General features: G+C 62.0%; 23 protein-coding genes and 1 pseudogene. 14 read left to right on the top strand and 10 right to left on the bottom strand.

The window, feature by feature from the left end; genetic code table 11:
* Positions 1-122: 122 nt before the first annotated feature.
* Complete coding sequence (gene xdhB / locus ACAD63_RS17055; protein WP_434033028.1) at positions 123-2,477, bottom strand: xanthine dehydrogenase molybdopterin binding subunit; 2,355 nt, start codon at positions 2,475-2,477, stop codon at positions 123-125.
* Between the two features lie 19 nt (positions 2,478-2,496).
* Positions 2,497-3,999 carry a xanthine dehydrogenase small subunit gene (xdhA, locus tag ACAD63_RS17050; protein ID WP_434033027.1) on the bottom strand — a complete coding sequence of 501 codons (1,503 nt, stop codon included), beginning with the start codon at positions 3,997-3,999 and terminating at the stop codon, positions 2,497-2,499.
* A gap of 220 nt (positions 4,000-4,219) precedes the next feature.
* Between xdhA and ACAD63_RS17045 the strand changes: the two genes are divergently transcribed.
* Positions 4,220-5,167, top strand: a complete 948-nt coding sequence (locus tag ACAD63_RS17045; protein WP_063241445.1) for a LysR substrate-binding domain-containing protein — start codon at positions 4,220-4,222, stop codon at positions 5,165-5,167.
* Between the two features lie 20 nt (positions 5,168-5,187).
* On the opposite strand, the gene ACAD63_RS17040 is transcribed toward ACAD63_RS17045, so the two are convergent.
* A complete protein-coding gene (locus ACAD63_RS17040) occupies positions 5,188-6,033 on the bottom strand; it encodes a substrate-binding domain-containing protein (protein ID WP_135704869.1) in 846 nt (281 codons plus the stop codon).
* A 142-nt stretch (positions 6,034-6,175) separates the two neighbouring features.
* Here ACAD63_RS17040 and ACAD63_RS17035 point away from each other — a divergent pair, with 142 nt between their 5' ends.
* The 6 genes from ACAD63_RS17035 to ACAD63_RS17010 all read left to right on the top strand — a co-directional run bounded on the left by ACAD63_RS17035 (position 6,176) and on the right by ACAD63_RS17010 (position 13,946).
* A complete protein-coding gene (locus ACAD63_RS17035; RefSeq protein ID WP_434033026.1) occupies positions 6,176-7,273 on the top strand; it encodes a substrate-binding domain-containing protein in 1,098 nt (365 codons plus the stop codon).
* Positions 7,274-7,398: 125 nt separating this feature from the next.
* Entirely contained in the window at positions 7,399-8,007 is a 609-nt protein-coding gene (locus tag ACAD63_RS17030) for a DUF4126 domain-containing protein (protein WP_133094138.1), read from the top strand.
* Between the two features lie 125 nt (positions 8,008-8,132).
* Complete coding sequence (locus ACAD63_RS17025) at positions 8,133-10,754, top strand: ABC transporter permease (RefSeq protein WP_135704871.1); 2,622 nt, start codon at positions 8,133-8,135, stop codon at positions 10,752-10,754.
* Positions 10,755-10,778: 24 nt separating this feature from the next.
* A complete protein-coding gene (locus ACAD63_RS17020) occupies positions 10,779-11,225 on the top strand; it encodes a group II truncated hemoglobin (RefSeq protein ID WP_434033025.1) in 447 nt (148 codons plus the stop codon).
* Between the two features lie 714 nt (positions 11,226-11,939).
* On the top strand, positions 11,940-12,329 hold the full coding sequence (locus ACAD63_RS17015; protein WP_434033024.1) for an ATP-binding protein: 390 nt from the start codon (positions 11,940-11,942) through the stop codon (positions 12,327-12,329).
* On the top strand, positions 12,330-13,946 hold the full coding sequence (locus ACAD63_RS17010) for an ATP-binding protein (protein ID WP_434033023.1): 1,617 nt from the start codon (positions 12,330-12,332) through the stop codon (positions 13,944-13,946).
* Between the two features lie 20 nt (positions 13,947-13,966).
* Here the strand turns inward: ACAD63_RS17010 and ACAD63_RS17005 are convergent.
* The 3 genes and pseudogenes from ACAD63_RS17005 to ACAD63_RS16995 form a co-directional block, all read right to left on the bottom strand.
* Positions 13,967-15,028, bottom strand: a pseudogene (locus ACAD63_RS17005) (IS256 family transposase).
* 224 nt (positions 15,029-15,252) lie between these two features.
* Complete coding sequence (locus tag ACAD63_RS17000) at positions 15,253-15,432, bottom strand: H-NS family nucleoid-associated regulatory protein (protein ID WP_434034005.1); 180 nt, start codon at positions 15,430-15,432, stop codon at positions 15,253-15,255.
* 383 nt (positions 15,433-15,815) lie between these two features.
* Positions 15,816-16,049 carry a helix-turn-helix domain-containing protein gene (locus ACAD63_RS16995; RefSeq protein WP_434033022.1) on the bottom strand — a complete coding sequence of 78 codons (234 nt, stop codon included), beginning with the start codon at positions 16,047-16,049 and terminating at the stop codon, positions 15,816-15,818.
* A 474-nt stretch (positions 16,050-16,523) separates the two neighbouring features.
* Here ACAD63_RS16995 and ACAD63_RS16990 point away from each other — a divergent pair, with 474 nt between their 5' ends.
* The 4 genes from ACAD63_RS16990 (at position 16,524) to ACAD63_RS16975 (ending at position 18,612) form a co-directional block, all read left to right on the top strand.
* Positions 16,524-17,126, top strand: coding sequence for a hypothetical protein (locus ACAD63_RS16990; RefSeq protein WP_434033021.1), 603 nt, complete (start codon positions 16,524-16,526; stop codon positions 17,124-17,126).
* Positions 17,127-17,403: 277 nt separating this feature from the next.
* Complete coding sequence (locus tag ACAD63_RS16985) at positions 17,404-17,553, top strand: hypothetical protein (protein ID WP_434033020.1); 150 nt, start codon at positions 17,404-17,406, stop codon at positions 17,551-17,553.
* 472 nt (positions 17,554-18,025) lie between these two features.
* Positions 18,026-18,361, top strand: a complete 336-nt coding sequence (locus ACAD63_RS16980) for a hypothetical protein (protein ID WP_434033019.1) — start codon at positions 18,026-18,028, stop codon at positions 18,359-18,361.
* A 65-nt stretch (positions 18,362-18,426) separates the two neighbouring features.
* The gene (locus ACAD63_RS16975) at positions 18,427-18,612 is read left to right on the top strand and encodes a type II toxin-antitoxin system CcdA family antitoxin (RefSeq protein WP_434033018.1); all 186 of its coding nucleotides are present in this window, start codon (positions 18,427-18,429) and stop codon (positions 18,610-18,612) included.
* Positions 18,613-20,128: 1,516 nt separating this feature from the next.
* Here ACAD63_RS16975 and ACAD63_RS16970 read toward each other — a convergent pair.
* The 4 genes from ACAD63_RS16970 to ACAD63_RS16955 all read right to left on the bottom strand — a co-directional run bounded on the left by ACAD63_RS16970 (position 20,129) and on the right by ACAD63_RS16955 (position 22,329).
* Entirely contained in the window at positions 20,129-20,497 is a 369-nt protein-coding gene (locus ACAD63_RS16970; protein WP_434033017.1) for an HNH endonuclease, read from the bottom strand.
* A 712-nt stretch (positions 20,498-21,209) separates the two neighbouring features.
* The gene (locus ACAD63_RS16965) at positions 21,210-21,455 is read right to left on the bottom strand and encodes a hypothetical protein (RefSeq protein WP_434033016.1); all 246 of its coding nucleotides are present in this window, start codon (positions 21,453-21,455) and stop codon (positions 21,210-21,212) included.
* A gap of 194 nt (positions 21,456-21,649) precedes the next feature.
* A complete protein-coding gene (locus tag ACAD63_RS16960) occupies positions 21,650-21,847 on the bottom strand; it encodes a hypothetical protein (protein ID WP_434033015.1) in 198 nt (65 codons plus the stop codon).
* Between the two features lie 179 nt (positions 21,848-22,026).
* Complete coding sequence (locus tag ACAD63_RS16955; protein ID WP_434033014.1) at positions 22,027-22,329, bottom strand: hypothetical protein; 303 nt, start codon at positions 22,327-22,329, stop codon at positions 22,027-22,029.
* 123 nt (positions 22,330-22,452) lie between these two features.
* Here ACAD63_RS16955 and ACAD63_RS16950 point away from each other — a divergent pair, with 123 nt between their 5' ends.
* The 3 genes from ACAD63_RS16950 (at position 22,453) to ACAD63_RS16940 (ending at position 24,617) form a co-directional block, all read left to right on the top strand.
* A complete protein-coding gene (locus ACAD63_RS16950) occupies positions 22,453-22,959 on the top strand; it encodes a hypothetical protein (protein WP_434033013.1) in 507 nt (168 codons plus the stop codon).
* A 100-nt stretch (positions 22,960-23,059) separates the two neighbouring features.
* On the top strand, positions 23,060-24,097 hold the full coding sequence (locus ACAD63_RS16945; RefSeq protein WP_434033012.1) for a YaaC family protein: 1,038 nt from the start codon (positions 23,060-23,062) through the stop codon (positions 24,095-24,097).
* Between the two features lie 7 nt (positions 24,098-24,104).
* Positions 24,105-24,617, top strand: a complete 513-nt coding sequence (locus tag ACAD63_RS16940; RefSeq protein ID WP_434033011.1) for a hypothetical protein — start codon at positions 24,105-24,107, stop codon at positions 24,615-24,617.
* The last annotated feature ends 314 nt before the right edge of the window (positions 24,618-24,931 follow it).

Genomic DNA, 24,931 nt, shown 5'->3' with positions numbered 1-24,931 from the left:
GGGGCAGGGTGGGCGCGCGCCTGCTTCGTCCGCCGGCCCCGTGCCTGTCACGGCAGGCACGGGGGGAAAGTCCGGGGCACCCGCGGGCGCGCGCTTCCTTGCGATCGCTTCGTTGCCTGCGCTCAGGCCGCTTGCGTTGCCGCTTCGCGTACCGCTTCCACGGCGTCGAGGATCGCCTCGCTGGTGGCGGGCGCCTTCAGCGGCGGGTTGATGCGGTAGTCGCCCACCGCCGCAATCGCGTCGCGGATCGCGAAGAACACCGAGAACGGCAGCAGCAGCGGCGGCTCGCCCACCGCCTTGGAGCGGTGGATGCTGTCCTCGACGTTCTGGTTCTGGAACAGGCGCACGTTGAATTCCTCGGGGCAGTCGTTGACCGTCGGGATCTTGTACGTGGACGGGGCGTGCGTCATCAGCTTGCCGTCCTTGTTCCACCACAGTTCCTCGGTGGTCAGCCAGCCCATGCCCTGGATGAACGCGCCCTCGACCTGGCCGATATCCAGCGCCGGGTTCAGCGAGCGGCCGGCGTCGTGCAGCGCGTCGGCACGCAGCAGCTTCCATTCGCCGGTCAGCGTATCGACCAGTACCTCGGAGCAGGCGGCGCCGTAGGCGTAGTAGTAGAACGGGCGGCCCTGCAGCTTGCTCTGGTCCCAGTGCAGCTTGGGCGTGGTGTAGAAGCCGTCGGACCACAGCTGCACGCGCGCCACATAGGCCTCGCGCGCCAGTTCGCCGAAGGACACGCGCAGCTCGCCGGCGCTGACCAGGTCATCGTTGAAGCGCACGTCGGACGGCTCGACGCCGGCCTTGCGTGCTGCAAACGCGGCCAGGCGCTCGCGGATCTGGCGGGCGGCATCCTGCGCGGCCTTGCCGTTCAGGTCGGCGCCGGTCGATGCCGCGGTAGCCGAGGTGTTGGCCACCTTGCTGGTATCGGTGGCGGTCACGCGCACGCGTTCCATGCGGATGCCCAGCTCATGCGCCACCACCATCGCCACCTTGGTGTTCAGGCCCTGGCCCATTTCGGTGCCGCCGTGGTTCACCAGCACCGAGCCGTCGTTGTAGACGTGCACCAGAGCGCCGGCCTGGTTGAAGTGGGCCACGTTGAACGAGATGCCGAACTTCACCGGGGTGATGGCGATGCCCTTCTTCAGGATCGGGCTCTGCGCGTTGAAGGCGCGGGTGGCCTCGCGGCGGGCGCGGTATGCGCTGGTCGCGACCAGTTCGTCGATCAGCTCGTGGATGACGTTGTCTTCCACGGTCTGGCCGTACGGCGTGACGTTGTTCCCGGTCTTGCCGTAGAAGTTGGCGCGGCGCACTTCGAGCGAATCCTTGCCGACGTTGCGGGCCACGTTGTCCAGGATGTACTCGATCGCAAACGCGCCCTGCGGGCCGCCGAAGCCGCGGAAGGCGGTATTGCTCTGGGTATTGGTCTTGCCGCAGTAGCCGTCGATCTGCACGTTCGGCAGCCAGTAGGCATTGTCGAAGTGGCAGATGGCGCGGGTCATCACCGGGCCGGACAGGTCGGCCGAGAAACCGGCGCGCGACACCATCTGGACCTTGACGCCCTCGATATGCCCTTCGTCATCGTGGCCCACTTCGTAGTCGAACACGAAGTCATGGCGCTTGCCGGTGATCATCATGTCGTCGTCGCGGTCCGGACGCAGCTTGACCGGGCACATCAGCTTCCACGCGGCCAGCGCGGCGCAGCAGGCGAACAGCGCCGACTGCGATTCCTTGCCGCCGAAGCCGCCGCCCATGCGGCGGCACTCGACCAGCACCTGGTGCGCCTGCCAGCCCAGCATATGGCACACGGCGTGCTGCATCTCGGTCGGGTGCTGGGTCGAGCACCACACCTGCATGCCGTCGTTCTCGCGCGGCGCGGCGTAGGAAATCTGGCCTTCCAGGTAGAACTGTTCCTGCCCGCCGAGGTGGATCTTGCCGCCGTCCTTGTGGGCAGCGCCGGCGATATGGCTGACCGCCTCGCCGCGCTTCAGGTGCATCGGCGGCAGCACATAGCTGCCGGCTTCGTGCGCGGCTTCCGGCGATAGCACCGGCGGCAGGTCTTCATACTCGATCACGCCCAGGCGGGCGGCGCGGCGGGCGGCGTCGTGCGAGGTCGCCACCACGATAAAGACCGGCTGGCCGATGAACTGCACCACGTCGCGCGCCAGGATCGGGTCGTCGTGGATGATCGGGCCGCAGTCGTTGGTGCCGGGGATGTCGTCCACCGTCAGCACGGACACCACGCCGGGAGCGGCGCGCACCTTGTCGAGCGAGATCGACTTGATGCGGGCGTGCGCGCGGCTGCTCATGCCGAGCGCGGCGTGCAGCGTGCCGGCCAGCTCGGGGATATCGTCCGTATAGGTGGCGGTGCCGGCCACGTGCAGGTGGGCGGATTCATGCGGACGCGAGATGCCGACCTGCGGCACTGCCTCGGCGGCAATGCCGGCGTCGAGCAGGAAGGGTTCGGTTTGCTTGTTCATGCCGATTTTCCTTTTTCTCTCAGGCCGTGACGATTGCGATGGTGCCGGCGCCGGGCGCACGGACATTGACGGCTGCCGCGGGCAGCGCTTCGCTGGTGGTTTCCAGCCAGAAGCGGTACAGCAGGTTGGCGGCGCCGCGGCTGCGGTACGACGCGGTCGCGCGCATGTCGGTCAGCGGGGTGTAGTCCTGCGACAGCGCGGCCATGCCGGCGCGGGCGGTGGCTTCGTTCCACGACCGGCCGATCAGGGCCGCTTCCGTGGCGGCCGCGCGCTTGGGCGTGGCCGCCATGCCGCCGAAGGCGATGCGCGCCTCGCGGACGATGCCGTCCTGCACGGTGATGCCGAATGCGGCACACACGGCCGAGATATCCTCGTCAAAACGTTTGGACAGCTTGTAGGTGCGGAAGTGCTGCGGCCCCGCCACCGGCACGCGCAGCGCGGCGACGAATTCGCCTTGCTGCATGGCGGTCTTCTGGTAGGCCAGGTACAGGTCTTCCAGCGGCAGCGTGCGGCGGGTTTCGCCAAGCTGCAGCACCACTTCCGTACCCAGCGCAATCAGCGCCGGCATCGAGTCGCCGATCGGCGAGCCGTTGGCGATATTGCCGCCCAGCGTGCCGGCATTGCGGATCGGCAGCGAAGCGAAGCGCTTCCACATCTCTTCCAGTTCCGGGTGCGCGGCATTCAGCGCGGCGTAGGCCTTCTCCAGCGTGACGGCAGCGCCGATCTCGACCATGCCGTCGCGTTCCTCGATCCGGTTCAGGTCTTCCACCTGGCCCACGTAGAGCAGGTTGCCCAGCTCGCGGAACTGCTTGGTCACCCACAGGCCGACGTCGGTGCTGCCGGCGAGGATGCGGATATCGGGTTGCGCCGCCTTGATCGCGCCGAACTCGGCCGCGGTGCGCGGGGCAAAGAAGTCCTGGCCCTGCGCGCGGTAGCGGAAGGTCTCGCCGCGCTTGAGGTTGCGCAGCGTGTCGGCGATCTGCTTCGGGTCCAGCTTGCCGTCGGTCGGGGCGGGCAGGGCCATCATGCGCTCGCCGGCGTCGATGATCGGCCGGTAGCCGGTGCAGCGGCACAGGTTGCCGGTCAGCGCGTCGCAGATGGTCTGGCGCGAAGGCGCCTCGCCGCCGGGGGTGTGCTGCTGGTACAGCGCCCACAGCGACATCACGAAGCCGGGGGTGCAGAAGCCGCACTGCGAGCCGTGGCACTCGACCATGGCTTCCTGCACCGGGTGCAGGGTGCCGTCGGCCTGGCGCAGGTCCTCGACCGTGATCAGGGCCTTGCCGTCGAGCGTGGGCAGGAACTGGATGCAGGCATTGACCGCCTTGAATTCGACGTCGCCGCCGTCCTGCAGTTCGCCAATGACGACGGTGCAGGCGCCGCAGTCGCCTTCGGCGCAGCCTTCCTTGGTGCCGGTGCAGCGGGCGTCTTCACGCAGGAACTGCAGCACGGTGCGGGTAATGGGGGCGTCGGATACTTCCTTGACCTGGCCGCGGTGGAAAAAGCGGATGGTTTGCGTCTCCATGGTCTTCTCTCTCTTGGGGATGGCGGAAACATAGCATCGCTACGTTTCATGCAATATTCGACCCAGGTGATATGCGCCATCAGCGGGCACGCCGGTCGGTGCCCGGCCGCACTGAGCGGTATGCGGATTTGACCGATTGTGGGGTGCTTGTCATACACTATGCGCCGTTCCCATCCCCCACGCCACCTATCCGACCCCCGCCGGAGGGCTGCCCATCGCCATGCACGGACGCGACCATCTCGATACATATTTGCTGCGGGTGCTCCACACCCTGCTGACCGAGCAGAGCGTGACCCGCACCGCCGTGCGCCTGGGCCAGTCGCAGCCCGCCATCAGCAACACCCTGAAGCGCCTGCGCGAGATCACCGGCGACGCCATCCTGGTGCGGGGCAAGAACGGCATGGTGCCGACCGAGCGCGGCCGCGAACTGCTGGCGCTGGCCGAGCAAAGCCTCGCGGCGATGGACCGCATTGCCCGCCCGCCGCAGCAGTTCGACCCGGCCACCACTACGCGCACCTTCCACCTGGGGGCGCCGGACTACCTCGACGCCTTCTTCCTGCCCAATATCGTCGAGCGCGTGCGCCGGCTGGCGCCGGGCGCCAAGCTGTTCGTGCATCCGATGACGTCGTCGTCGGACTTCCTCGACGACCTGGAACAGGGGCAGCTGGATATCGTGGTCGGCAACTGGCTGTCGCCGCCGGAACACCTGCATATCTCGCCACTGTTCGACGATGAGGTGGTGTGCATGCTGGGCGCGCAGCACCCGCTGGCGCGCAAGGGACTGACGCTCAAGCACTACCTGGAGATGCCGCACCTGGCCCCGGCGCCATATGCGTCGATGCAGCGCAGCATGATCGACCAGGCGCTCGCGGAGCAGGGCTACAAGCGCAATATCCAGGTGACGCTGCCGTACTTCGGGCTGGTGCCGTATGTGCTGATGAAGACTGACATGGTCTTCACCACCGGCCGCCAGTTCGCGGCGCACTATGCGCAATATCTGCCGATCCGCATGGTGCCGTCGCCGGTGTCGTTCCCGCGCATGCGCTTCTACCAGCTGTGGCACGAGCGCTGCCACGCGGCGCCGGACATCATGTGGATCCGGCGCATGATCGCGGAGGTGGCGGCGGACCTGCCGCAATTGCCGCGGCTGGAGGCGGAGGCGGGTTGATCCCCCTGCCCCCGGGCGATTTATTTCTGCGCGGTCTGCGCCTTGTAGTTCGGGAAGAACAGCTGTTCCCCTTCCACCTTGTAACTGGCGATCGCGTCCTGCCCTTCCTTCGACGTGACCCACTCCATCAGCTTCATCGCATCCCCATAGTTGGTGCCCGGGTGCCTGGCCGGATTGACCGCGATGATCCCGTACGGGTTGAACATCTTCGGGTCGCCCTCGATGGCGATGGCCAGGCCGGTCTTGGCGCGGTAGGCGCCGTAGGTGGCGCGGTCTGACAGCGTGTAGCCCGGCATCTGCGCGGCCATGGTCAGTACCTCGCCCATGCCCAGGCCGGCACTGACGTACCACAGCTTGCCCTTGGGCTCGATGCCGATTTCTTTCCAGTACTCCTTCTCCATCACGTCGGTGCCGGAGTTGTCGCCGCGCGAGATGAACTTGCTGCCGCTGCCCGACAGCTTGCGGAAGCCGGCGAGCACGTCCTTGCCGCCCTTCAGGCCGGCCGGGTCGTTGGCCGGGCCGACCACGATGAAGTCGTTGTACATCACGTCGCGCCGGTTGACGCCGTAGCCGGCGGCGACGAAGGCGTCTTCCATCTTGCGGGCGTGGACCAGCAGCACGTCGACGTCGCCCATCTCGCCCATTTTCATCGCCTTGCCGGAGCCGACGGCGATCACCTTGACGCTGACGCCGGACTTCTGCTCGAAGCGGGGCAGCAGGTACTTCAACAAGCCGGAGTTGTCGGTGCTGGTGGTGGTGGCGAGCTTCAGTTCGCCGGCGTGCGCGGCCGACATCAGGACCACGCAGGCGGCGGCGGTGGCGCGGCGCAGGTGGCGGAACGGGCTGGAGGTGTGGCGCGGCTGCATGGGGAACCCATTGAGTTATGTTTTGATGGACATAATTGCCTTTCCCTACAGGACTCGGGGAGAATGCAGCGAAAGACAATAAAACAGGGGTGTTCATTGTGATCGAGCGGAATTTCAGATGTAAATATGAAGCGAGGAACATATGACGTTCCGCTTTGACCTGTTTCCGGTCATTGCGCCGGACGACAACCCGCGCGCCAACGACAAGGTGTTCCAGTTGCTCAAGGCTGTGCGCGAGACCGGCTCGCTGCACCGGGCCGCGCGCGAGATCGGCCTGTCCTACCGCCATGCCTGGGGGGTGATGCGCACATGGGAGGAAATGCTGGGCCGCTCCATGCTCGACATGGAGCGGGGCCGCGGCGCATCGCTGACGCGTTTTGGCGAGCGGCTGCTGCGCGCCGAGCTGCGCCTGCGCGAGTCGGTCGAACCGGTGGTGCAGAAGGCCATGGCGGATTTCATCGCCGAGCTCGACGATGCCCAGCAGCCGCAATCGTGCGTCCATTTCACCGGCAGCCATGACCCGGCCGTGGAAGTGCTGGCTGCCGCGCTCGGCCAGGCGGTCGCGCCGTTGCAGCTGGACACGGTGTTCTGCGGCAGCGTGGAAGGGCTGGTATGCCTGCAGGAGCGGCAGTCGGAGCTGGCGGGCTTCTACGTCTCGCCGGTGCAGACGGCGGGATCTGTGGCGCATGTGACCCTGCGCAAGTGGCTGCGGCCGGCCTCGGTGCGGCTGCTGCGCCTGGCGTGGCGCGAGCAGGGGCTGATCGTGGCGCCGGAGCTGGCGCGCGAGATCCGCGACCTGCGCGACCTGGTGCGCACCCAGGCGCGTTTCGTCAACCGCCAGCGCAGTTCGGGCACGCGCATGCTGTTCGACCAGTTGCTGGCGGCACAGGGCCTGTACCAGGACCAGGTCGCCGGCTATGACGAAACCGAGTTCAGCAACGAGAAGGTGGCTGAGGCGGTGCATGGCGGCCGCGCCCAGGTTGGCTTCGGGCTGCGCATGAACGCCGAAAGTCACGGCCTGGCCTTCGTGCCGCTGACGCGCGAGGCTTACTACCTGGCGCTGCGCAAGAACGACCAGACCGCCGGCTGGATGGCGGCGCTGCTGGCCTTGCTGGCCGATCCGGCGTTCGCAAAACGCATCGAGGCGCTGCCCGGCTACGCCATGGCCGAGCCGGCCGGGGTGCTTACGCCGCAGGAAGCGCTGCCCTGGTTCGGGCCGGACGGCAAGGAGGGCACCTGAGCGGCGGGCCGGGCGGCAGGAGCGGATGATGGGCTGGATGGCGGGCGCGCTGCCCGCCCGCTCCGCTCGTATTACACTCCTTGCCAGGGCGTGCCCCGCGCACGCCCGGCCTTGCAAGGAGCAACATGCTGGAAACCGCCGCGCTGGCCGCGGGCATGTCCTGGGCCAGCGGTTTTCGCCTCTATCTCGCCGTGTTCGCCGCCGGCGTTCTGGCACGCCTGGGCTGGCTGGAACTGCCCCCCGGGCTGCAGCCGCTGGAATCCTGGTGGGTGATCGGCGTGGCCGCGGTGCTGGCCGTGGCCGAGTTCATCGCCGACAAGGTGCCGGGCTTCGACTCGGTCTGGGACGGCATCCATACCTTCGTGCGCATTCCGGCCGGCGCGATCCTGGCGGCCGCCGCGTTCGGCCAGCTCGACCCGCAGTGGGTGGTGGCTGCCGGCCTGATCGGCGGCACGCTGGCCGGCACCGCGCATGCGGCCAAGGCCGGCACGCGCGCGCTGATCAACGTTTCGCCGGAACCGTTTTCCAACTGGGCGGCCTCATTCACCGAGGACCTGACCGCGACCGGCAGCCTGATGCTGGCGTTCTTCCTGCCGGTAGTGTTCCTGGTGGTGCTGGTGCTGTTCCTGGTGGCCGCCATCTGGCTGCTGCCCAGGCTGTGGCGCGGCGTGCGCCGGCTGCATGCCACGCTGCGCGGCGGCAGCGCGCGGCCGGGGCGGCCGGGACCTCCGTAGCGCTTGCCGTTCCGTTGCCGTTCACGCCGGACCGTATCCCTGTTTCCTGGCTTTCCGACTGACCCGCGGCGCACCGGCGCCAAGCCATCACCGAACAATTCACCGAAGAATTCACCAAACAACCGATGCCCTCCGAGTCCGCCATCGACGCCCCGACCACCAATGCCAGTCCCGCCGCCGGGGCGGGCACCGCGCAAGCGGGCAGGTTTTCCGCCTGGCGCCAGGCGTTGCGCATGGCACGCCGCGACTGGCTCGCCGGCGAGCTCTACCTGCTGCTGTTCGCGCTGGTGCTGGCGGTGGCGGCGCTGTCCAGCGTCGGCTTCATGGCCGACCGCATGCGGCTGGGGCTGGAGCGCGATGCGCGGCAAATGATCGCCTCTGACGTGCTGCTGGTCTCGGACCAGCCTTTCGACGCCGCCTTCGCGCAGCGTGCCGGGCAGCAGGGGCTGGCGGTGGCGCAGACGGTGACCTTCCCGAGCATGGCCACGGCCAGCGGCAAGGCGCGCGCCGCCGGTGCCGACGCGCCCAGCCAGCTGGCCGCGCTCAAGGCGGTGACCGACGGCTATCCGCTGCGCGGCAGGCTCAGGGTGGCCAACGCGCCGGGCACGCCGGACGCGCCCGCCGAAGGGATTCCCGCGCCGGGCACGGTATGGGTCGACGAAGCGCTGCTGGGCGCGCTCGGATTGAACGTGGGCGACGCACTTCAGCTTGGCAGCCGCACCTTCCGCATCGACCGCATCATCACGCAGGAGATGGACCGCGGCACGGGCTTCATGAACTTTGCGCCGCGCGTGCTGATGCCGTTGTCGGACCTGGAAGGCACCGGCCTGATCGGCTGGGGCAGCCGCGTGACCTACCGGCTGCTGGTGGCCGGCCCCGACGCCGCCGGTGCCGCTTACCAGAAATGGGCGCAGGCGGAGATCGACCGCCGCAAGCTGCGCAACACCCGCATCGAGTCGCTCGAATCCGGCCAGCCGCAGATGCGCGCCACGCTCGACCGGGCCGAGCGCTTCCTGTCGCTGGTGGCGGTGCTGTCGTCGATGATCGCGGCGGTGGCAATCGCCATGTCGGCGCGCCGCTACATGCAGCGCCATACCGATGCCTGCGCGGTCTACAAGTGCCTGGGGCTGTCGCGCGGACAGATCCTGCGCGCGTTCGGGCTGGAATTCCTGCTGATCGGCGCGGGCGGCGCGCTGGCCGGCGTGCTGATCGGCTACCTGGCGCACTACGGGCTGCTGCTGTCGCTGGGCGGGCTGCTCAAGGTGTCGCTGCCGCAGCCTTCGGCATTGCCGGCGCTGGTGGGTGTGCTGGCGGGACTGGTGCTGCTGGCGGGGTTTGCGCTGCCGCCGCTGCTGGCGCTGACGCGCGTGGCGCCGCTGCGGGTGCTGCGCCGCGATATCGGGCTGCCTCCGGTATCCGCGTGGGTCGCGTACGCGCTCGGCCTGGGTGCCTTCGTCGCGCTGCTGCTGGTGGCGGCGCGCGACCTGCGGCTCGGGCTGACCACCGCGGGCGGCTTCGTCGGCGCCGGCGTGGTGTTCGGCTTGCTGGCGCTGGGGCTGCTCACGCTGCTGTCGCGCCTGCTGCGCGGGCGCCTGCGTGGTGCCGCGTCGATGGGCTGGCGTTTTGCGCTGGCGGTGCTGGAGCGCCGCCGCGGCGTCACCGTGCTGCAGACCGTGGCGCTGGCAGTGGGGCTGATGGCGCTGCTGCTGCTCGGCATGACCCGCAACGACCTGGTCGATTCGTGGCGCAGCGCCACGCCGGCCGACGCGCCCAACCGCTTCATCATCAATATCCAGCCCGACCAGCGCGAACCGCTGCGCAAGATGCTGGCCGGCGCCGGCATCAACGACCTGCTTTATCCGATGGTGCGCGGGCGCCTGACCCATATCGGCGAGCGTGCGATCCAGGCCGGCAGCTTCGAGGAAGGCCGCGCGCGCAACCTGGTCGAGCGCGAATTCAACCTGTCCTATACCGATGTGCTGCCGGAGGGCAACCGCGTGATCGCCGGGCGGTGGTCCGACGGCAGCGCCGGCACCGACGCGGGTGCCTCGGTGGAGGAGGGCATCGCCAAGACGCTCGGGATCCACCTCGGCGACACGCTGCGTTTCGACGTGGCCGGCCAGGCGGTGCAGGCGCGCGTGACCTCGCTGCGCAAGCTCGACTGGGGCTCGATGCGGGTCAATTTCTTCGTGATCCTGCCGCCGTCGGCGATGCAGGGCATGCCCGAGACCTACATCACCTCGTTCCACCTGCCCGCTGCCAGCGCGGCGCTGGGCAACCGGCTGATCGCGGCCTTCCCGAACATCACGGTGGTCAACACCGACATGATCCTGCGCCAGATCCAGGATATCCTGGACCAGGTGATCGCGGCGGTGGAGTTCCTGTTTATCTTCACGCTGGCCGCCGGGGTCACGGTGCTGTACGCGGCGCTGTCCGGCGCGCGCGACGAGCGCATGCGCGACGCCGGCCTGCTCAAGGCGCTGGGGGCGTCGGCGGCGCTGGTGCGGCAGACCCAATACGCGGAATTCCTCGTGGTGGGCGGCCTGGCAGGATTCCTGGCCAGCCTGGGAGCGATCGCGGTGGGGTGGGGGCTGTCGCAGTTCGTTTTCGACTTCCCCTACCGCTTCAATGGGTGGATCGTGCCGGTCGGCGTGGTTTCTGGCATGCTGTGCGCTTTTGCCGGCGGCTGGCTGGGCCTGCGCGAAGTGCTGCGCCAGCCGGCGCTGGCGACCTTGCGTGACGCCTGAACGGCGCCGCGCCTCGAGTTTGTGATGAGTACTGAATCCAATCAACAATCCGGCAATGCCGACGGCGCCCCCGAGGTCACGGCTTTCGAGCTGGTCGGCGGCGAGGCGCGCGTGCGCGAGCTGGTCGACCGCTTCTATGACCTGATGGACCTGGAAACCCAGTTTGCCGGCTTGCGCGCGATCCATCCGCCGTCGCTCGACGGCTCGCGCGACAAGCTGTTCTGGTTCCTGTGCGGCTGGCTGGGCGGCCCCAACCACTTTATCGAGCGCTTCGGCCATCCGCGCCTGCGCGCGCGCCACATGCCGTTCGAGATCGGTATCAGCGAGCGCGACCAGTGGATGCGCTGCATGGCACTGGCGATGCAGGACATCGGCCTGTCCGAGGACCTGCAGCTGCGCCTGATGCAGGCGTTCTTCCAGACCGCCGACTGGATGGTCAACCAACGTTCGTTAGTAAGGAAGTTGGACTGACTGACTCGTTGGGGGTTTTGTTGTTTGGTTTGAGTATCTATCTAGTTCGTAGATAGGGGCGTGAAAAAACCTCGAGAGCGCCAACTTGCCCACAGGATACCAACTGGATATCCACAGAGTTATCCACAGCGTTACGTGCGATGTTGGACGTTCGAGATGGCGGGGAAGTGAAGGAATGTTCCCTGCCCGCGGCCGAAACTGACAGGCGTCACAGCGTTTTGCATCCGCAGCGGAATAAAGCCTCTCGCCAAGCTTGCCTACGGAAGATCAAGGTGGGTCGGCACGCAAGGCCTCGGCTCCGAGCCCAGTTCGCCGGCACGCTGGGCGCTGCGGTCAATTAGCTCCGATAGCATGGTCGTGCGCTCTGGGTCAGGCGGCAAGCCATCAGGCTGGCTGATGCATGTGTGCATTACATGATTCGTCGCCGGATGAAGAGTGCAATGGAGTATTGGCGGCGATCTGTGTTGGTTGTGGCGCGAGAAAATTAAGTTCTTACTAGCAAATTAAGTTCTTACTACCAAATTAAGTTCTTACCAACCGTGAGAACCTTCCCTCACCTATACGTCCCGAGAACTTCTCCATCTGCTTACTTGCGGCCCCCAGAGCCAAGTGTGATGGCGCGGTGGCATAATTCTGCGGCCACACCTCAGGTCGTTATCTTTCTGGGGCAACGGTACTTCAACAGCGTAAGAAAACTTCCAAGAAGGGGCCGCAATGGACAGCGATGTAGAAGGTCTCGTTCGGGCAATGGGTCTGCCCGCAAAACGGGCAATGATTCCGATATTCGAAGCCGTCTCCAACAGCATTCATGCGATAGATGAGCGTTATCGGGATGATCCCAGGAAAGGGCGCATCGACATCGAAATCTGCCAGCGTCGAGACCTCATCGATGAGCGCGAAGTTGAAGGTGAACCGTGGCCAGTGGATGGGCTCGTCATTACAGATAATGGCTCAGGTTTCCATGATGCTAACTTAGCGTCCTTTCAGAAGGTCTATAGCAACCGCAAGATTTCCATCGGCGGGAAAGGTTTTGGCCGTTTCACCTATCTCAAGGTGTTTAACGATGCGCGCGTAGAGAGCACCTATTTTGTGGACGATGAATGAGTGGAGCATATCTGCTTTTCGTTCGACGCGACGCGCGAGGTCCAGATCGAATCGTGTGGCCCATCGCGAGAGCAAGTCCAGACTGTCGTCCAACTTCGCGGGGCGCGCGAAAGCTATGTTAAGCACCTCCCATCAGATCCCTATCTCTTCGGCGAACGCATCATTGAGCATTTTCTGCCGCTCTTCGCGCTCGGGAAAATACCAGAGATACGAGTCAAATCGGGCGGACGCACGATTGATCTGACGGCAATTTACAGCGCTAGCGTTGGCATGCGTACGGCGCGTGACACGTTGAACTTTTCCGGGCATGCCTTCGAGCTGTCGTATGTGCGGAGTTATCGAGCCAACGCAGTGCCCAGAGTCATCTTTTGCGGAAATGGACGATCGGTCATCGAGGAGGAGCTCGGCAAGATTGTGCCTGATATGCCCGATCGTCTGCTTGACGAGGAGGGGAAGCCGTACGGTCTGCGTGTGCTGGTAAGCGGCGACTATTTGGACCGGCACCTCGATTTAACGCGCACGAGCGTCATTTTCCAGAGCGAAGACGGTGACCTGGAGGACGAGCAACTCGTAAACAAGGGTGAGTTGCTCGAAAAGATCGGCTTTGCTGTGCGAGACCGCTTCCGGGAAGCGGTCGATACGACTGTGGCGCGGCGTGAGGCTCAACTGCAGGAACTGGTCCGTGAGATGCCCGAGTATCGAATCCTTACGCACGCGAAGTATCGAGACCGGGTACTTCGGAGAGTACGGTTTAGTGGTGGCCGGAGCGCCATTGACGCCGAATTGTGGCGGGAGTTGCGTGAGATCGAGTCCGAGCATCGGGCTGAAGGGTCCAGGATTCGACAGCTCCTTGAAGAGGGTCTAGACGCCAATTATCGCCAGCGGCTGGAGGAATACACTGAGACGGAGAACGAATTAGGAAAATCCCAGCTTGCGAAGTACATCGTTCACCGGCGCGTCATTCTTGATCTTCTGGAGCGCTCGCTCCAGAAGCTCGCCGACGACGCGAACTACGCCCTTGAGCAAGATCTGCACAATTTGGTGTTTCCGATGGGCAGGACCTCTGTCGATGTGTTTAGGGACCAGCAAAATCTATGGCTGATCGACGAGGGCTTGAGTTTTCATTCCATTCTGGCGTCAGATAAAAAGATGAAGTCGATTCCCGGGCTGAACAGCGCGTCAAACAAGGAGCCGGACATCATCGGCTGCTTCTACGATCGAGCGATCACCGTGGGACCAGATTCCGGGGACGCGACAGGAGCAGCAGTGGTAATCGAATTCAAACGCCCGCAGCGAGATGACTATTCCAACTCGGATCCGCTGCGTCAGATCACCGATCGCTTCTACGAACTCCAGGAGGGTACCGTAATGTCTGTCACAGGCCGACAGATCCATGGCAAGAACCTGCGGTTCGTTGGCTATTTCATCGCGGATCTGACGCCTTCACTCCGACGATGCCTGCGCGGCTTCGCACATGAGACCTTCGATGGCGAAGGCTATTATTTCCAGCACCCCAATTTGCCAGCCTACATTGAGGTGATCTCGTATGACCGCCTCTTGCGAAACGCACAGCGGAGAAATCGTATTCTCTTCGAAAAACTTGGACTAAGTGAGTGAGCGCTTGAGGGGGGCCTCGTTCAGGGTGCGTGTCGGTAGTGCGACCGTTCTCGGGCAAACACTTCGATCTCGAGGTTCGGCACTACGGTTGCTGGATTCACGGAAACATGCAACTCCAATCCGTGCGGGGGCTTGTCAATTTCATCCGTCGTGTAGATGATCTTGCGGATCGCCGGCGGGAACGTAAAGAACGGGATCACCTGGTCCCAGGCGCGACGCCAGGAAGCGGCGATCGGAGGATATTTCTTACCCCATTCTCCCTCTTCGAAGGCCGCCAGTTCGGCCAGCGCCGCCTCAACAGTGGGCGCCGTGTACACGGGCTTGAGCGCCGCCGCCACGGCCCGGCGCTCCTTTCCAACCGGCGTAATCCAGGCTGTTGCGGATCAGGTGCACGATGCAGGTCTGCAGGGTCGTATTCGGGAACACTGCGCATTCAACGCCTGTTCCATGCCCTTGAGGCCATCAGTGACCGCGATCAGGATGTCCTGCGTGCCACGGGTCTTCAGGTCGTTGAACACCTTCATCCAGAACTTGGCGCCTTCGGTGCTCTCGATCCACAGGCCCAGGATGTCGCGCGTGCCGTCGGGCAGTACGCCCAAGGCCAGATAGACGGCCTTGTTGCGTACCACGCCGTCCTCGCGCATCTTGACCCGCAGCGCGTCGAAGAAGACCACCGGGTACATCGCCTCCAGCGGGCGGGCTTGCCAGGTGGTGACTTCGTCCACGACCGCATCGGTGACCGAGCTGATGAACTCGGGCGAGACCTCGGTGCCGTACTGTTCGGCCAGAAACGCCTGGATCTCGCGCACGGTCATGCCGCGGGCGTACATGGCGATGATCTTGTCGTCGAACCCGGTGAAGCGCCGCTCGTGCTTGGGAATCAGGATCGGATCGAAGCTGCCGTCTCGATCGCGCGGGATGTCTACCCGCAGCGGCCCGTCCTCGGTCAAGACCGTCTTGGCGCTTTTGCCATTGCGCTGATTGGCCGTGCCGGCTGGGCGCTCAGCGCCAGCCGGGTAGCCCAGATGATGGCCGAGCTCGGCGCCCAAGGCCCGCTCGATCAGGGCCTTCTTGAACGCCATCGAGGCGTCCTGGACCGCCTCGGCAGTCATCGGGCCCTTTACGAAATGGGCGATCAGATCCTCCGGAATGGTCGGCAGCTCACGATCGGCGGCCTGGCTCGTCTTGTTTCTACGTGGCATGACATGCTCCTTGGCGACATGTTATGCCCTAAACACAAAATTTCTGACAGGCCCGCCCGGCCATTTGGCTCCAGACCTCGCGCAAAGACCCAAGTAACCATTCTTTAGGCAGTCCGCCTGCGTCCGCTCCCCAAATATAGGCTACTTGCGCGAGGGTGGCAAAACGGGGCCGAGCTGGACGGGTTTCCCCAGAACCCTGTCACGTGATAGCGGCTTTCATTGCCGCGAAGCCATCCTGGGCGCCTGCCACGACCCGACCAAGTCTTTCCTGTGTGCGGGTCCATGTAAAGCTCGTGCTTCTTGCCAAGCATAGCTCGCTGATTCATCGTGCTCGTTCGTAGCCGTTTAGAGTGCTGCTTACGCGAGGGGCGCTCCGCCGCTAGCGCCACGTGCTTTCGCGTGCGGGGCATAGTGCGATGCGTGAGCGACCGTGCCCCTATCCCCAGCAGCCGTCCCAGATCTTCGGGGCGGAGTCTGCACTGGCAAGCAGTCGCCGAATCTTCTCAATCGCGATCTCCCGCTCGCGAACTCTTGCGGCTTCAATCTCAACTTCCATCTGCTTCAGGCTAGCTTTTAAGGCCGGATACCGAAACTGCATATATTTCCCTTCACCTTTATGGATTTCTGCAGCGAGGCGATCCGCTAGTTGAATAGATACGGCTTTTCGCTATTTTTGAGTGCTTTGCAATCCCTCGGCTCGGCGCAACAGTTCTGACAGCGTTAGTGACAACGCTTGTGCAAGGGCTTCCATTGTCAGCAGACGGGCCTCTGCTGCTCCCCGCTCCAACTTACTTAATGAAACGGAATGAACGCCGGACCTCTCACTGAGCTCTTGTTGAGTGAGTCCGGCTTGTTCGCGAGCAATTCGGACTGCCTGTCCGAATGCATGAAGGAGGTCCATCCTGTCCGATAGTGATCTTGGAGTACCTCCCTTCTACCCATAGTCCTGTGCCTGGTACAGAACTCTCTAGCTAAATATTTAGCGTTTACGCTAAAATAACTACTATTGCTCCGGCGTTGGCGAGTAAAGAACGGTTCTCGCGGTCCGATGCGCACCGCTGGTATTGCGCCAGTTCGCGTCGGCCGCGGCAACTGCCAACTGGGTGAGGGCTTGAAACTCCGCCTAGACCTTGCCAGAAAGGGTCCTTACGCGGCCGATGGGGTCATCAGGGCCTAAATGCGGCGGGAGAAGGGCGGAAATTGCGCATGCTGTGTGAAATTGATGTGTAAGGAAGGGGGAATACATGCTTCGGGGTACTGGCTCACTTGCAAGTAGGCCGAATCTCAGCTTGGTGGTTGGACTGTAGATCCCAATGTGCCGAATCATGAGAATGACTCGTTCGCATCAGTGCGCTTGCAAGAAATCCCGGAGCCCATGCGTGCCTCATCAACGCACAACCTTGGCGGATCCGCAGCCCTCGCGCAGGGGGGCGAATCTTTCGAACGACCTATTTGGGACTGGAACAATTTTTCGCCGGCCAGCGAGCTGTGGCTTGTCTTGGCAGAACCCTCGAGAACACTTTTTTTCACGATGCTAATAACGAAGCACGAATGGCAGTTGAATTTGTTCACCGACTCAGACAACGCCCTCTTCTCCTCATGGCAGGCTGTCAGGATTTCCGATCCTGTCTTTCTGCTATACCTCCCGCTTGCCAATGCCGAGGCGCAGCGCGGGTTGGCTCTCATTGATTCCATCGACGAACTGGTCGAGAAACTCGCGGGCCTGCAGCCTGAACAGCCGGAAGAGCAAGTTGCGGTCGATATTCTTTCCGCGAGCCGGGGCGCGCAGCCGGTCTGCGAGCTTTGGAGCTATGAGAGTGAGCAGGAGCCTACTGTGTACTACGCCTACGTGGGTCGGGACGGTCGCTTGGAACCCTGCCATCGGGAGCAACCACGCGGCATGACACGGCTTCGGCGCCTGTACACGCTCGGGACCCACGCTGCAAGCGATGGCGAGCTGTGTGCGCAGGCCGCGTGAGTTGCCGAAGCCGACTGCCGTCTCCGCCACGGGCTAAATCTTATTTCTAGCATCCACGATGCAACTCCCCGACGATTTTCCGCGCAACCCATTTTTAGCGAGCCTCGCCGGCACACACAGGCCAAGTTTGCTGCCCGCATGATCAACGGCAGATTCGTCGTCGGACTGACCGAAGAAGAGCGCGTCGAGCGCTACGCGATGTGCGGATCTGGTCGAGCAGCTTGTCGCGTACTGCCGCCGCCAAGCACTTGAGCAACGCAGCCGGAGCCGGAATGAAATGCTTGGCTGGGTGGAACGTGGCGTGCGCAACAAGCAGGCTGTCTGGCAACTCGGTGGACCGGAGGTCGATTGGCTCGTGGCCCAAATGCGCAAATCCTGTGAACTGATGCCCAATGAAATCGATGTTCCGAAACTCAAAAAGGGATGAACGAAGGCATGCTACGCGTAACGGTTGAACTAATGCCCGGCGGCGGACTGCAAGATCGTCGCACACTGGCGACCGCCGAGATCGGTCGGATTCGCTCCGGCGCTCTGGCGGACTACCAGATCGATATGGAGGAGCATCTGTTGGAGGCGTCTTGGAGCGGGACGCTTCTGGGACTATCCCCGCTGGTCTGCCACCGTATGGGATCTGGTTGCACGCAGTATTGCGGTCGCCCTCACCGGGAAAGAAGCGTTGCCTCCACGTCCGGTTCAGCCACAGGTGCCAGTTCACTTTCGGCGGATCGGACTTCCCATGTCGGACTGAACGAGATTCCCGAGCCAACGCGCAGCTACTTCGCCACAACATTCGAGGTTCCGCACGACCCATCGTCGCCGAAGCACCCAATCCGCCCGGATGTGCCTATTCCTGGGACTGGAGCGACTTTCTGGCGGGCCTGAGATGAGAGGATGAGCTGATGTTCTGGCAAACACCTGATGTGGCTTTAAAGCCGGAGATCGATCTGGCTTGCTGGGCGGTAGTCGAGACCGATAAGGGGGAACGGCACCTAGTTGGAATCGACCTGTCGACAGGAGCGGGGCAGGTAAGCAGTGCCATTGAGGCCTTCGATGCGAGCGCCATGGAGTTCCGAACCGTAAGTGGCCGGCGCTATCGGATGCGCGACGGCGCCAGCTTGGCGGACGATGCTCGCTATGCATGGGATCGCTGGGCTACCTTTAACGGTGTGCGGTCATGGCGGGACGTGACAAAGGAGTACGAGTCAGCCATGGCAGCATTTCTGGCGAAGCCTTGATGTTCCGACAAGGATGTGCTCCGAGAGCGGTGATGGCAAGCTGGCCAACGTAACGTTGCCCGCCGATGATCACGAAGAACGCAGAGCGCTCAATCTGGACTTTTCGCCGATGTTTGAACACGGGATGCGCGAAACGTATCCGACTCAGACGAGGTCGTTGGTGGGAGACCGAGAAGGCGGATTTCATAGCGGCTCCCAACGAGTTGGTCGAGTTGCTCGGTCTCCCTCTTGCAAAACATCGGATGTTTTGAAATGAGGATGATGGATGGAAGCCCCAGCGATGAACCCCGCGTCTGCGCGCAATCGTCGACGTGCCCGGCGCCGACACGCAAGACGCCTGCGTGTGCGCGTGGACTACATTCAATATGCGGTCGTCGACGTTTGCAACGACGTGATCGAGACCTGGATTGCAGCAACGCGTGCGAACGCCGGGCGGCTGCCCGCGGGTCTGGTCGCAGACTCAGTCTTGGCCACCTCTGTCGAGAAAGCGATAACGTTGCCCTGGCGCCTTATTCCATCCGTGCCGGCACATGGGTCTCGCCGAGCAATCCGAGCCATGAATGCAGAGGGCGCCATCGCGCTCGCAAACGAGATGGGTGAGAACGAGCAAAGAGCTCGAGACATGGCAAGTTTGCGAGGTCGGGACGATTTGCTGCCAGCGCTTGACCGGGCAAGGCAAATGCTTCGTGTCTTTGCGGACGCACCAGCGCCTGAATTCCAAGGCTCGTTGCGGCGAAAGCCACGCTACTAGAGAGTAGGCCGCACAAGGCCCCGTCACTCGTGCGAGGCATGCTCAGGAACCACTCCAATCTCTACTCACCAGCCCCGACGGACGAGACTAAACGTGCTGTTTCAGTTCCCTATGATGAGCGATGGTCAGGACCACCATGTCATATGGGTGACAGCTTGCCAGCGCATGGGCAGCAAGCAGATTATCCGTTGCGTCGGGCGCTACCTCGTCAGCCAGTAGGCCAGTCACGGCTGTAGCCCATTCATCGACGAAGGTCGATGGATGCATTCCTCCCGTGCCAGCTCAGCGACGCATTGCGCGGTTTCTGTCATGTTTCGTAGTAGTGGTGGACACTGGGCGCTTGGACGATTTCGAATTCGGTCTCCGCTTGGTGTCGATCATCGGCGTCGTGCGCCCATGATAGTGCGATCCCTTTAGCCGGCATATGCGGGTCGGTAGCGCGCCATCAAACAGCGCTATCGGGACCGCATAGATGTGCGAAGGCACGGTGGTGGACAGCGCCACGCCCCTTGTTTCGAGATGGTCGGAGGCTGGAACCGACCCATCTCAGCCATTGAATCATGCCATTTTCTTATGACTCTTCTGTGGTGCCCTTCAGTCGTTCAGGGTCAATTTCGTGGGCGACAACCGCCGGGGACACTGTAGCGGAGGGGTTAGGTGCCCTCGTAATGCCACGTGGATGGGGTTAGGGGAAGTCGGTAAGCGACCTGATCATGCAAATCCTCAACGCTCGGGAGAATGGTGACAAAGGCGAGGAAGTCCGGCTGACCCCGCATGCGATCGAAGAGATCAAGAAGCACGTTCTGCCTCGGGAGCCCTGAAGCTACTCACCATCAAGTAATATGCCACAATGCGGGTTCGAGATTGTGAATCTCCGCAGCCAGCCCTCAGGGCGGGCGCTTTTCATTCTCTCGCGGCATCCGCGGCTCACTCCCGAAGCGTGGCATCGGGCCACCCGACGGACCCATTGGCATTTGCGTTGGGATTGACGGCGCGGTCGCTGAGCGGCGAGGGGCTCATCGCCCCGCGCCGGCATGCAATACCTTCTCGAAGACCCATGGGTCATGCCAGCGCTTGCGCCCCATCAGTCGCGCAACATGTGCCTTGTGATGGATCGGGTCCCGCGCGTCTTTACGCTGGTGCCGGCGTGCGTTGCACAGCCGGCAGGCGGCCACGATGTTACATTCGAAGTCGCCGCCACCATCAACGCGCGCATGGAGATGCTCGGCCGTGCATTGGAGGGTGCGGGCCTGACGCTTGGAGAGATGGAAGGTCGAGGCGAATGCTTCCGGGGATCGCTGCCACATGGGGCAGCAGCAGTAGTAGCAACGACCGGACTGATGCTGAAACGCGAGGGTGCGCAGACGCACGAGAGTCTTGGGCATTGAGCGGCTCCTATATAGGAAGATTTCAAACTTCGAAACCCGCTCGCCCGTAGGGGGCATACACGGGGACCAGCTAAGTAGCTTATGCTGGCACCACATCAGCTCCGAATTGGAGACTGACGGAAGAGAGTGTAGCCTCAGAATTTCCAGATACACAAGGGGGAGGGGCGCTCGCCCTTGCAAAATCACAACAGTGCTCCGTGCCCGATCGGACTCACTGCCACCAAGAAAAGAATGGCCGCCAGCCGCCCAACGCGTGACAGGCGGCTCCGTTTACCCAGCGGCTCACTTCTGCGCGATCGGGCGCTTCAGCGACGGACCTGTGACGTCGAAGGGCCCATCTGCATCGCCGGCACGCCGACGCTGATCCGGAAACAGGTTTTCGACTTTTGCGCCAGGCCGCAAAGGCTGGCGACCGGTCTGCGCGCGGGGCGCTGTAAGAGTTTGCCGAGCGGATGAGCCCCCGCAGTCTGGCCTCCAACAATGAAGAGCGAACGATTCGATGGTTGATCAAAAGTGTGTCGAAGAGGCGCTGTCACGACCACTACCTCTGGAACTCTCCAAGCCAGCCTAGGCGGGGTCGGAGGGCGATGACTTTGTCATCTTCACTGAGCCGCCGAAGGCGCCAGGTCTGGCAGACGTGCTACAGAAACTCTGCAAGGGAGTAAAGAAGGCGCGAAAGCAAGATAAAAACTCAGATCGGTACAGCACCTTAGCAGGCCACGGTCTCCACCTGGATCGCGGCACGATGGTGGACTGCGGACAGCGAGAGGATGGGTCTCGATATCAGCGGATCCAGTACCGCCTGATCGCGTGCACGCGCGACCTCGACCCAATCGGATATTGCACCTTTGCGATCACGCTCGAGCATGAGTTCGGATGCGCCGCGGAGGTGTTTGAAGGCTTCGGCGTTGAACGTATCACCTGCCAGCAGGAAATGCACGAGGACATTGAACAAGAAGTGCTTAGCCTAGATGGTATTCCCTGAGCATGTAATGGTCCATTAGGACCGTTCGCGAGTACGGGCCAAGAAGGGCCAGCGGTAACGATTGTCGTCCAGACTGGGGCGGTAGAACGGTCCCGGAAAGCAACAACGGGGTTCGCCTCTTTTCCGGCTGAAATCGGATACCGCGTCACTGGCACGAGGCAACGTCACTCGCCATGTCTCACTACCTCAAAGTCTTCATGCCGGAACGGCGCATACATTTCGCCATCAAAGAACACGGCATACACGCCGGTCCGCTTGCCATAGGCGACAACTTGCACAGTCTTGCCGACGAGAAACTCCGTGCGTGGGGTACGGGCGTTTAGCACCTTGACGAACGTACCATGGTCAAGTGAGATGTCCATCGCTCATCTCCTCAGCAGCGGACCTGCACTAAATTCTTGTCCCCGCTTCCCCAACGCGCATTATGATCTGTCTGCTGGTCTTCAAGTCCCGCGCAATCTGGGAAACAGGGACGCCCGCATTCAACCGGCCCGCAAACACCGCACGCCGATCGGCTGTCAGATCTGGCGGTACTACCCTATCACGGATGACCCAGATCGGTGCCGATACACGGGGTGTCGCCAACGACGACAATGTAGGTTCCACGAGAGACTTGTCTAAAGATAGCGTTCTGGGATCCCGCACAGTCACAAGCTCCCTTACAGACATGATTTTCACAATGATCTGACGGGAATATCCACTGGCGCTGCTTCTCGGAGAGGCCAGGATACTTGGCAAGCAGCACCGCCATTATTTCGTGTTTTTTCAGGGTCTGCCCGTTGTAAGGCATCATGGCTGATGCAAGAAATTTATGGTACTTGCTGACCACAGGCGTGTATGACATTTGCCATTCCTCCTATCTGGCGCCGACCCGATATGGGTTGGTCGCGTTTATTACTAATAAACATAGCAAAAAAATTTCAACGCGATGATGAGAAAAGTGAAAGAAAGTCGCTCACGCGCCCGGATGGATTATCCGATCGTTATTGATATCGATCTATTTAAGCAAAAATGGGGATTATTTCAAGCTCTTTGGAGGGGTGTAACGAATCCACAGGGGGGGAAGTGCCAACGGAATTTTAGAAACGATGCGGACGCACAATATTTACAGATAAATAATGGCCGTCAACTATTACAATTTGGCGGTCGCTATGACTTACCACTATTAATCGCTGCGGCTTACGGCTGCGGCTTACGGCTGCGGCTTACGGCTGCGGCTTACGGCTGGGACTTACGGCTGGGACTTACGGCTGCAACTTACGGACCGAAATTTACGGAAGGAGTTGGGCAGGGAAGGCTTTCCTGGCCAGAGAAGGCCATCCGTGCGGCACCTGACCTTGGGAAGGTCAGATGGCGCAGCAAATCGGCGGCGAGTTGCACTAGTTGCACCAGCAGATTCGGCGTGCCCATCGATGGGCACTGGCGGGCAAGGCTCGATTCTGAAAGCGTGCGGTATCATGCACCGTGGAAGTAAACGCAGGCGCCAAACAGTTATACCCCCTGCCGAGCAGCATTGGCGGTCAAAATCGCCGTGCTGGAGCGGCCAGTTTCTCATCTGCATGTAAAGTGATCGCATGACCATGGAACGAATCGCTATCGGAAATAAGGCGCTCACCTTAGCCAAAGCAGTCAAGGAGCCGCAATTTAGCATGAAGACGGTCCTTACTCTGGACCCGTTCGACTATGTCGACCTTTGGCTTCGCCGGGAGCATAAAGACGAAGCGTTGCATTATTGGCGACAAGCGAGAAACTTTCATCGTGCAGCCGGCGGATTGCCGATCGAATCCGCCCCGCTCGTACTCTATTACTGTTTCATGAATGCTGCAAAAGCACTTCTCGCCGCTAAAGGCATCGCATTCAATCCATACCACGGCGTCGGTGCACACCTTATGCGCGGCCAGAATAGCAGAATCATGCTGAGCAACGAGGGTATTGCGATTAAGCAGCAGGGCATCGTACCCGCTCTGATTTCCTATTTTGGTGAGGCCGAGCCATCCCCGCATCACAGCTTGGAGGACGTACTTTATAATTTGGTCTGCATCCATAGAACCTATTGCCTAAGTTATGCAAACAAAAGGGAGCGCTTTATACCTTTGAAAACCGCTGCCTTTCTCCGTGATCCCTCATCAGGTGAAGTGCGGCTTCAGGCAGAGTTCGTCGACAACATTGATTGGACGTTTTATCGGAAGCGTCTCCCTGCTGAAGTAGTAGCTCTCCCAGGGAGCACACCGGCTATTCAGTCGGTCGCTTCGATAGTTTGGGCGACGACGAACTCGCCTACAAGTTCTGAACTGGATGCACTTTGTCAACTGAACGCTTCGCTTCGCAGAGTGTTTCACTATATCAATGGCGCTCACACGCTCTGGTATCTGAAGACGGCCGGTTCGTATGAAATCAACCGAATGCCGATCACTCTGACACTCTCGGCGATGCACCGGCTTAGTGAGATCTGCCGCTATAAGCCATCTCAGTTGCAGTCTTATCTCGACGGACAAAAGAACTGGCTACTCAGCGAGTTTGTCGCGATGGCGCCGGCCCAGTTCCTTGACGAGATAGCAAGTGAGATGACGGGTCACCAAATCATGATTCCGAACGTCCGCTTGCCAAACTAAGTACAAAATGCAAATTTACATAGCATGTGGGCTTACTCATGTTCCCCGAGACGTTTTTCCTCAATACACAACCTATCTTCATGGGCTCGCCGAGCAACTACGGGCAATAGATGCCATCGAGAAGGTGCGATACGCCTTGGTTGATAGCGATCCGCAACTTGCATCCAAGCCTGAAGGGGATCAAGCAAGTCTGTGCTACGACTGGGATCGTCGCATGGTCGAAGAGGCCGATTTGGTCGTTGCCGATGCAAGCTTTCCGTCAACGGGCTTAGGTATCGAGCTTCAGATCGCTGAGAGTTCGGGAATTCCCGTGATCATGCTGGTCGGCGATCTCGGTTTCAACCGAGTGAAGGGGGCGCAATACCAAAATCCAGACCACGAGTACCATGATCTGCAGATTGGCAAGGGAATCGTGTCACTCATGGCATTGGGGCTGCCTGCAATACGCGAGAATGTCTCCTACAAGACGTTTTCTGAAGCAATCCAAGGCGCAGTCGAGGCTGTGCGCTTATATTGCTGACCCGCGCGCGCCGCTCTCGCCGCCTGCGCAAAATGCGCAAAATGGCATTAATCATGGCATGAGACGCGAGTATCGACGCCGACATTCCGTTTCCAATCAGACAACTGTCGTTCATTCGGCCGGCTCTCGATGCCCGTTACGGCCGACAAGCGAGCGTCCCGCAAATGGTGGGTTTCGATGTGGACCAGCACCATTCGAGTGTCCACTGTATGACTCAGGCGAGCGGCAGAAGCTGGCTGCAGATTCCACCGGTCGATGCAACACACTAAAGGCTTTGTGAGCCTGAGGAGTGCTGCAAATGAAACAAAGACGGC

The sequence above is a fragment of the Cupriavidus sp. a3 genome (genome assembly GCF_051015765.1).
Taxonomy (GTDB): Bacteria; Pseudomonadota; Gammaproteobacteria; order Burkholderiales; family Burkholderiaceae; genus Cupriavidus; species Cupriavidus oxalaticus_A.
This window is presented reverse-complemented; position numbering and strand designations above follow the sequence as displayed.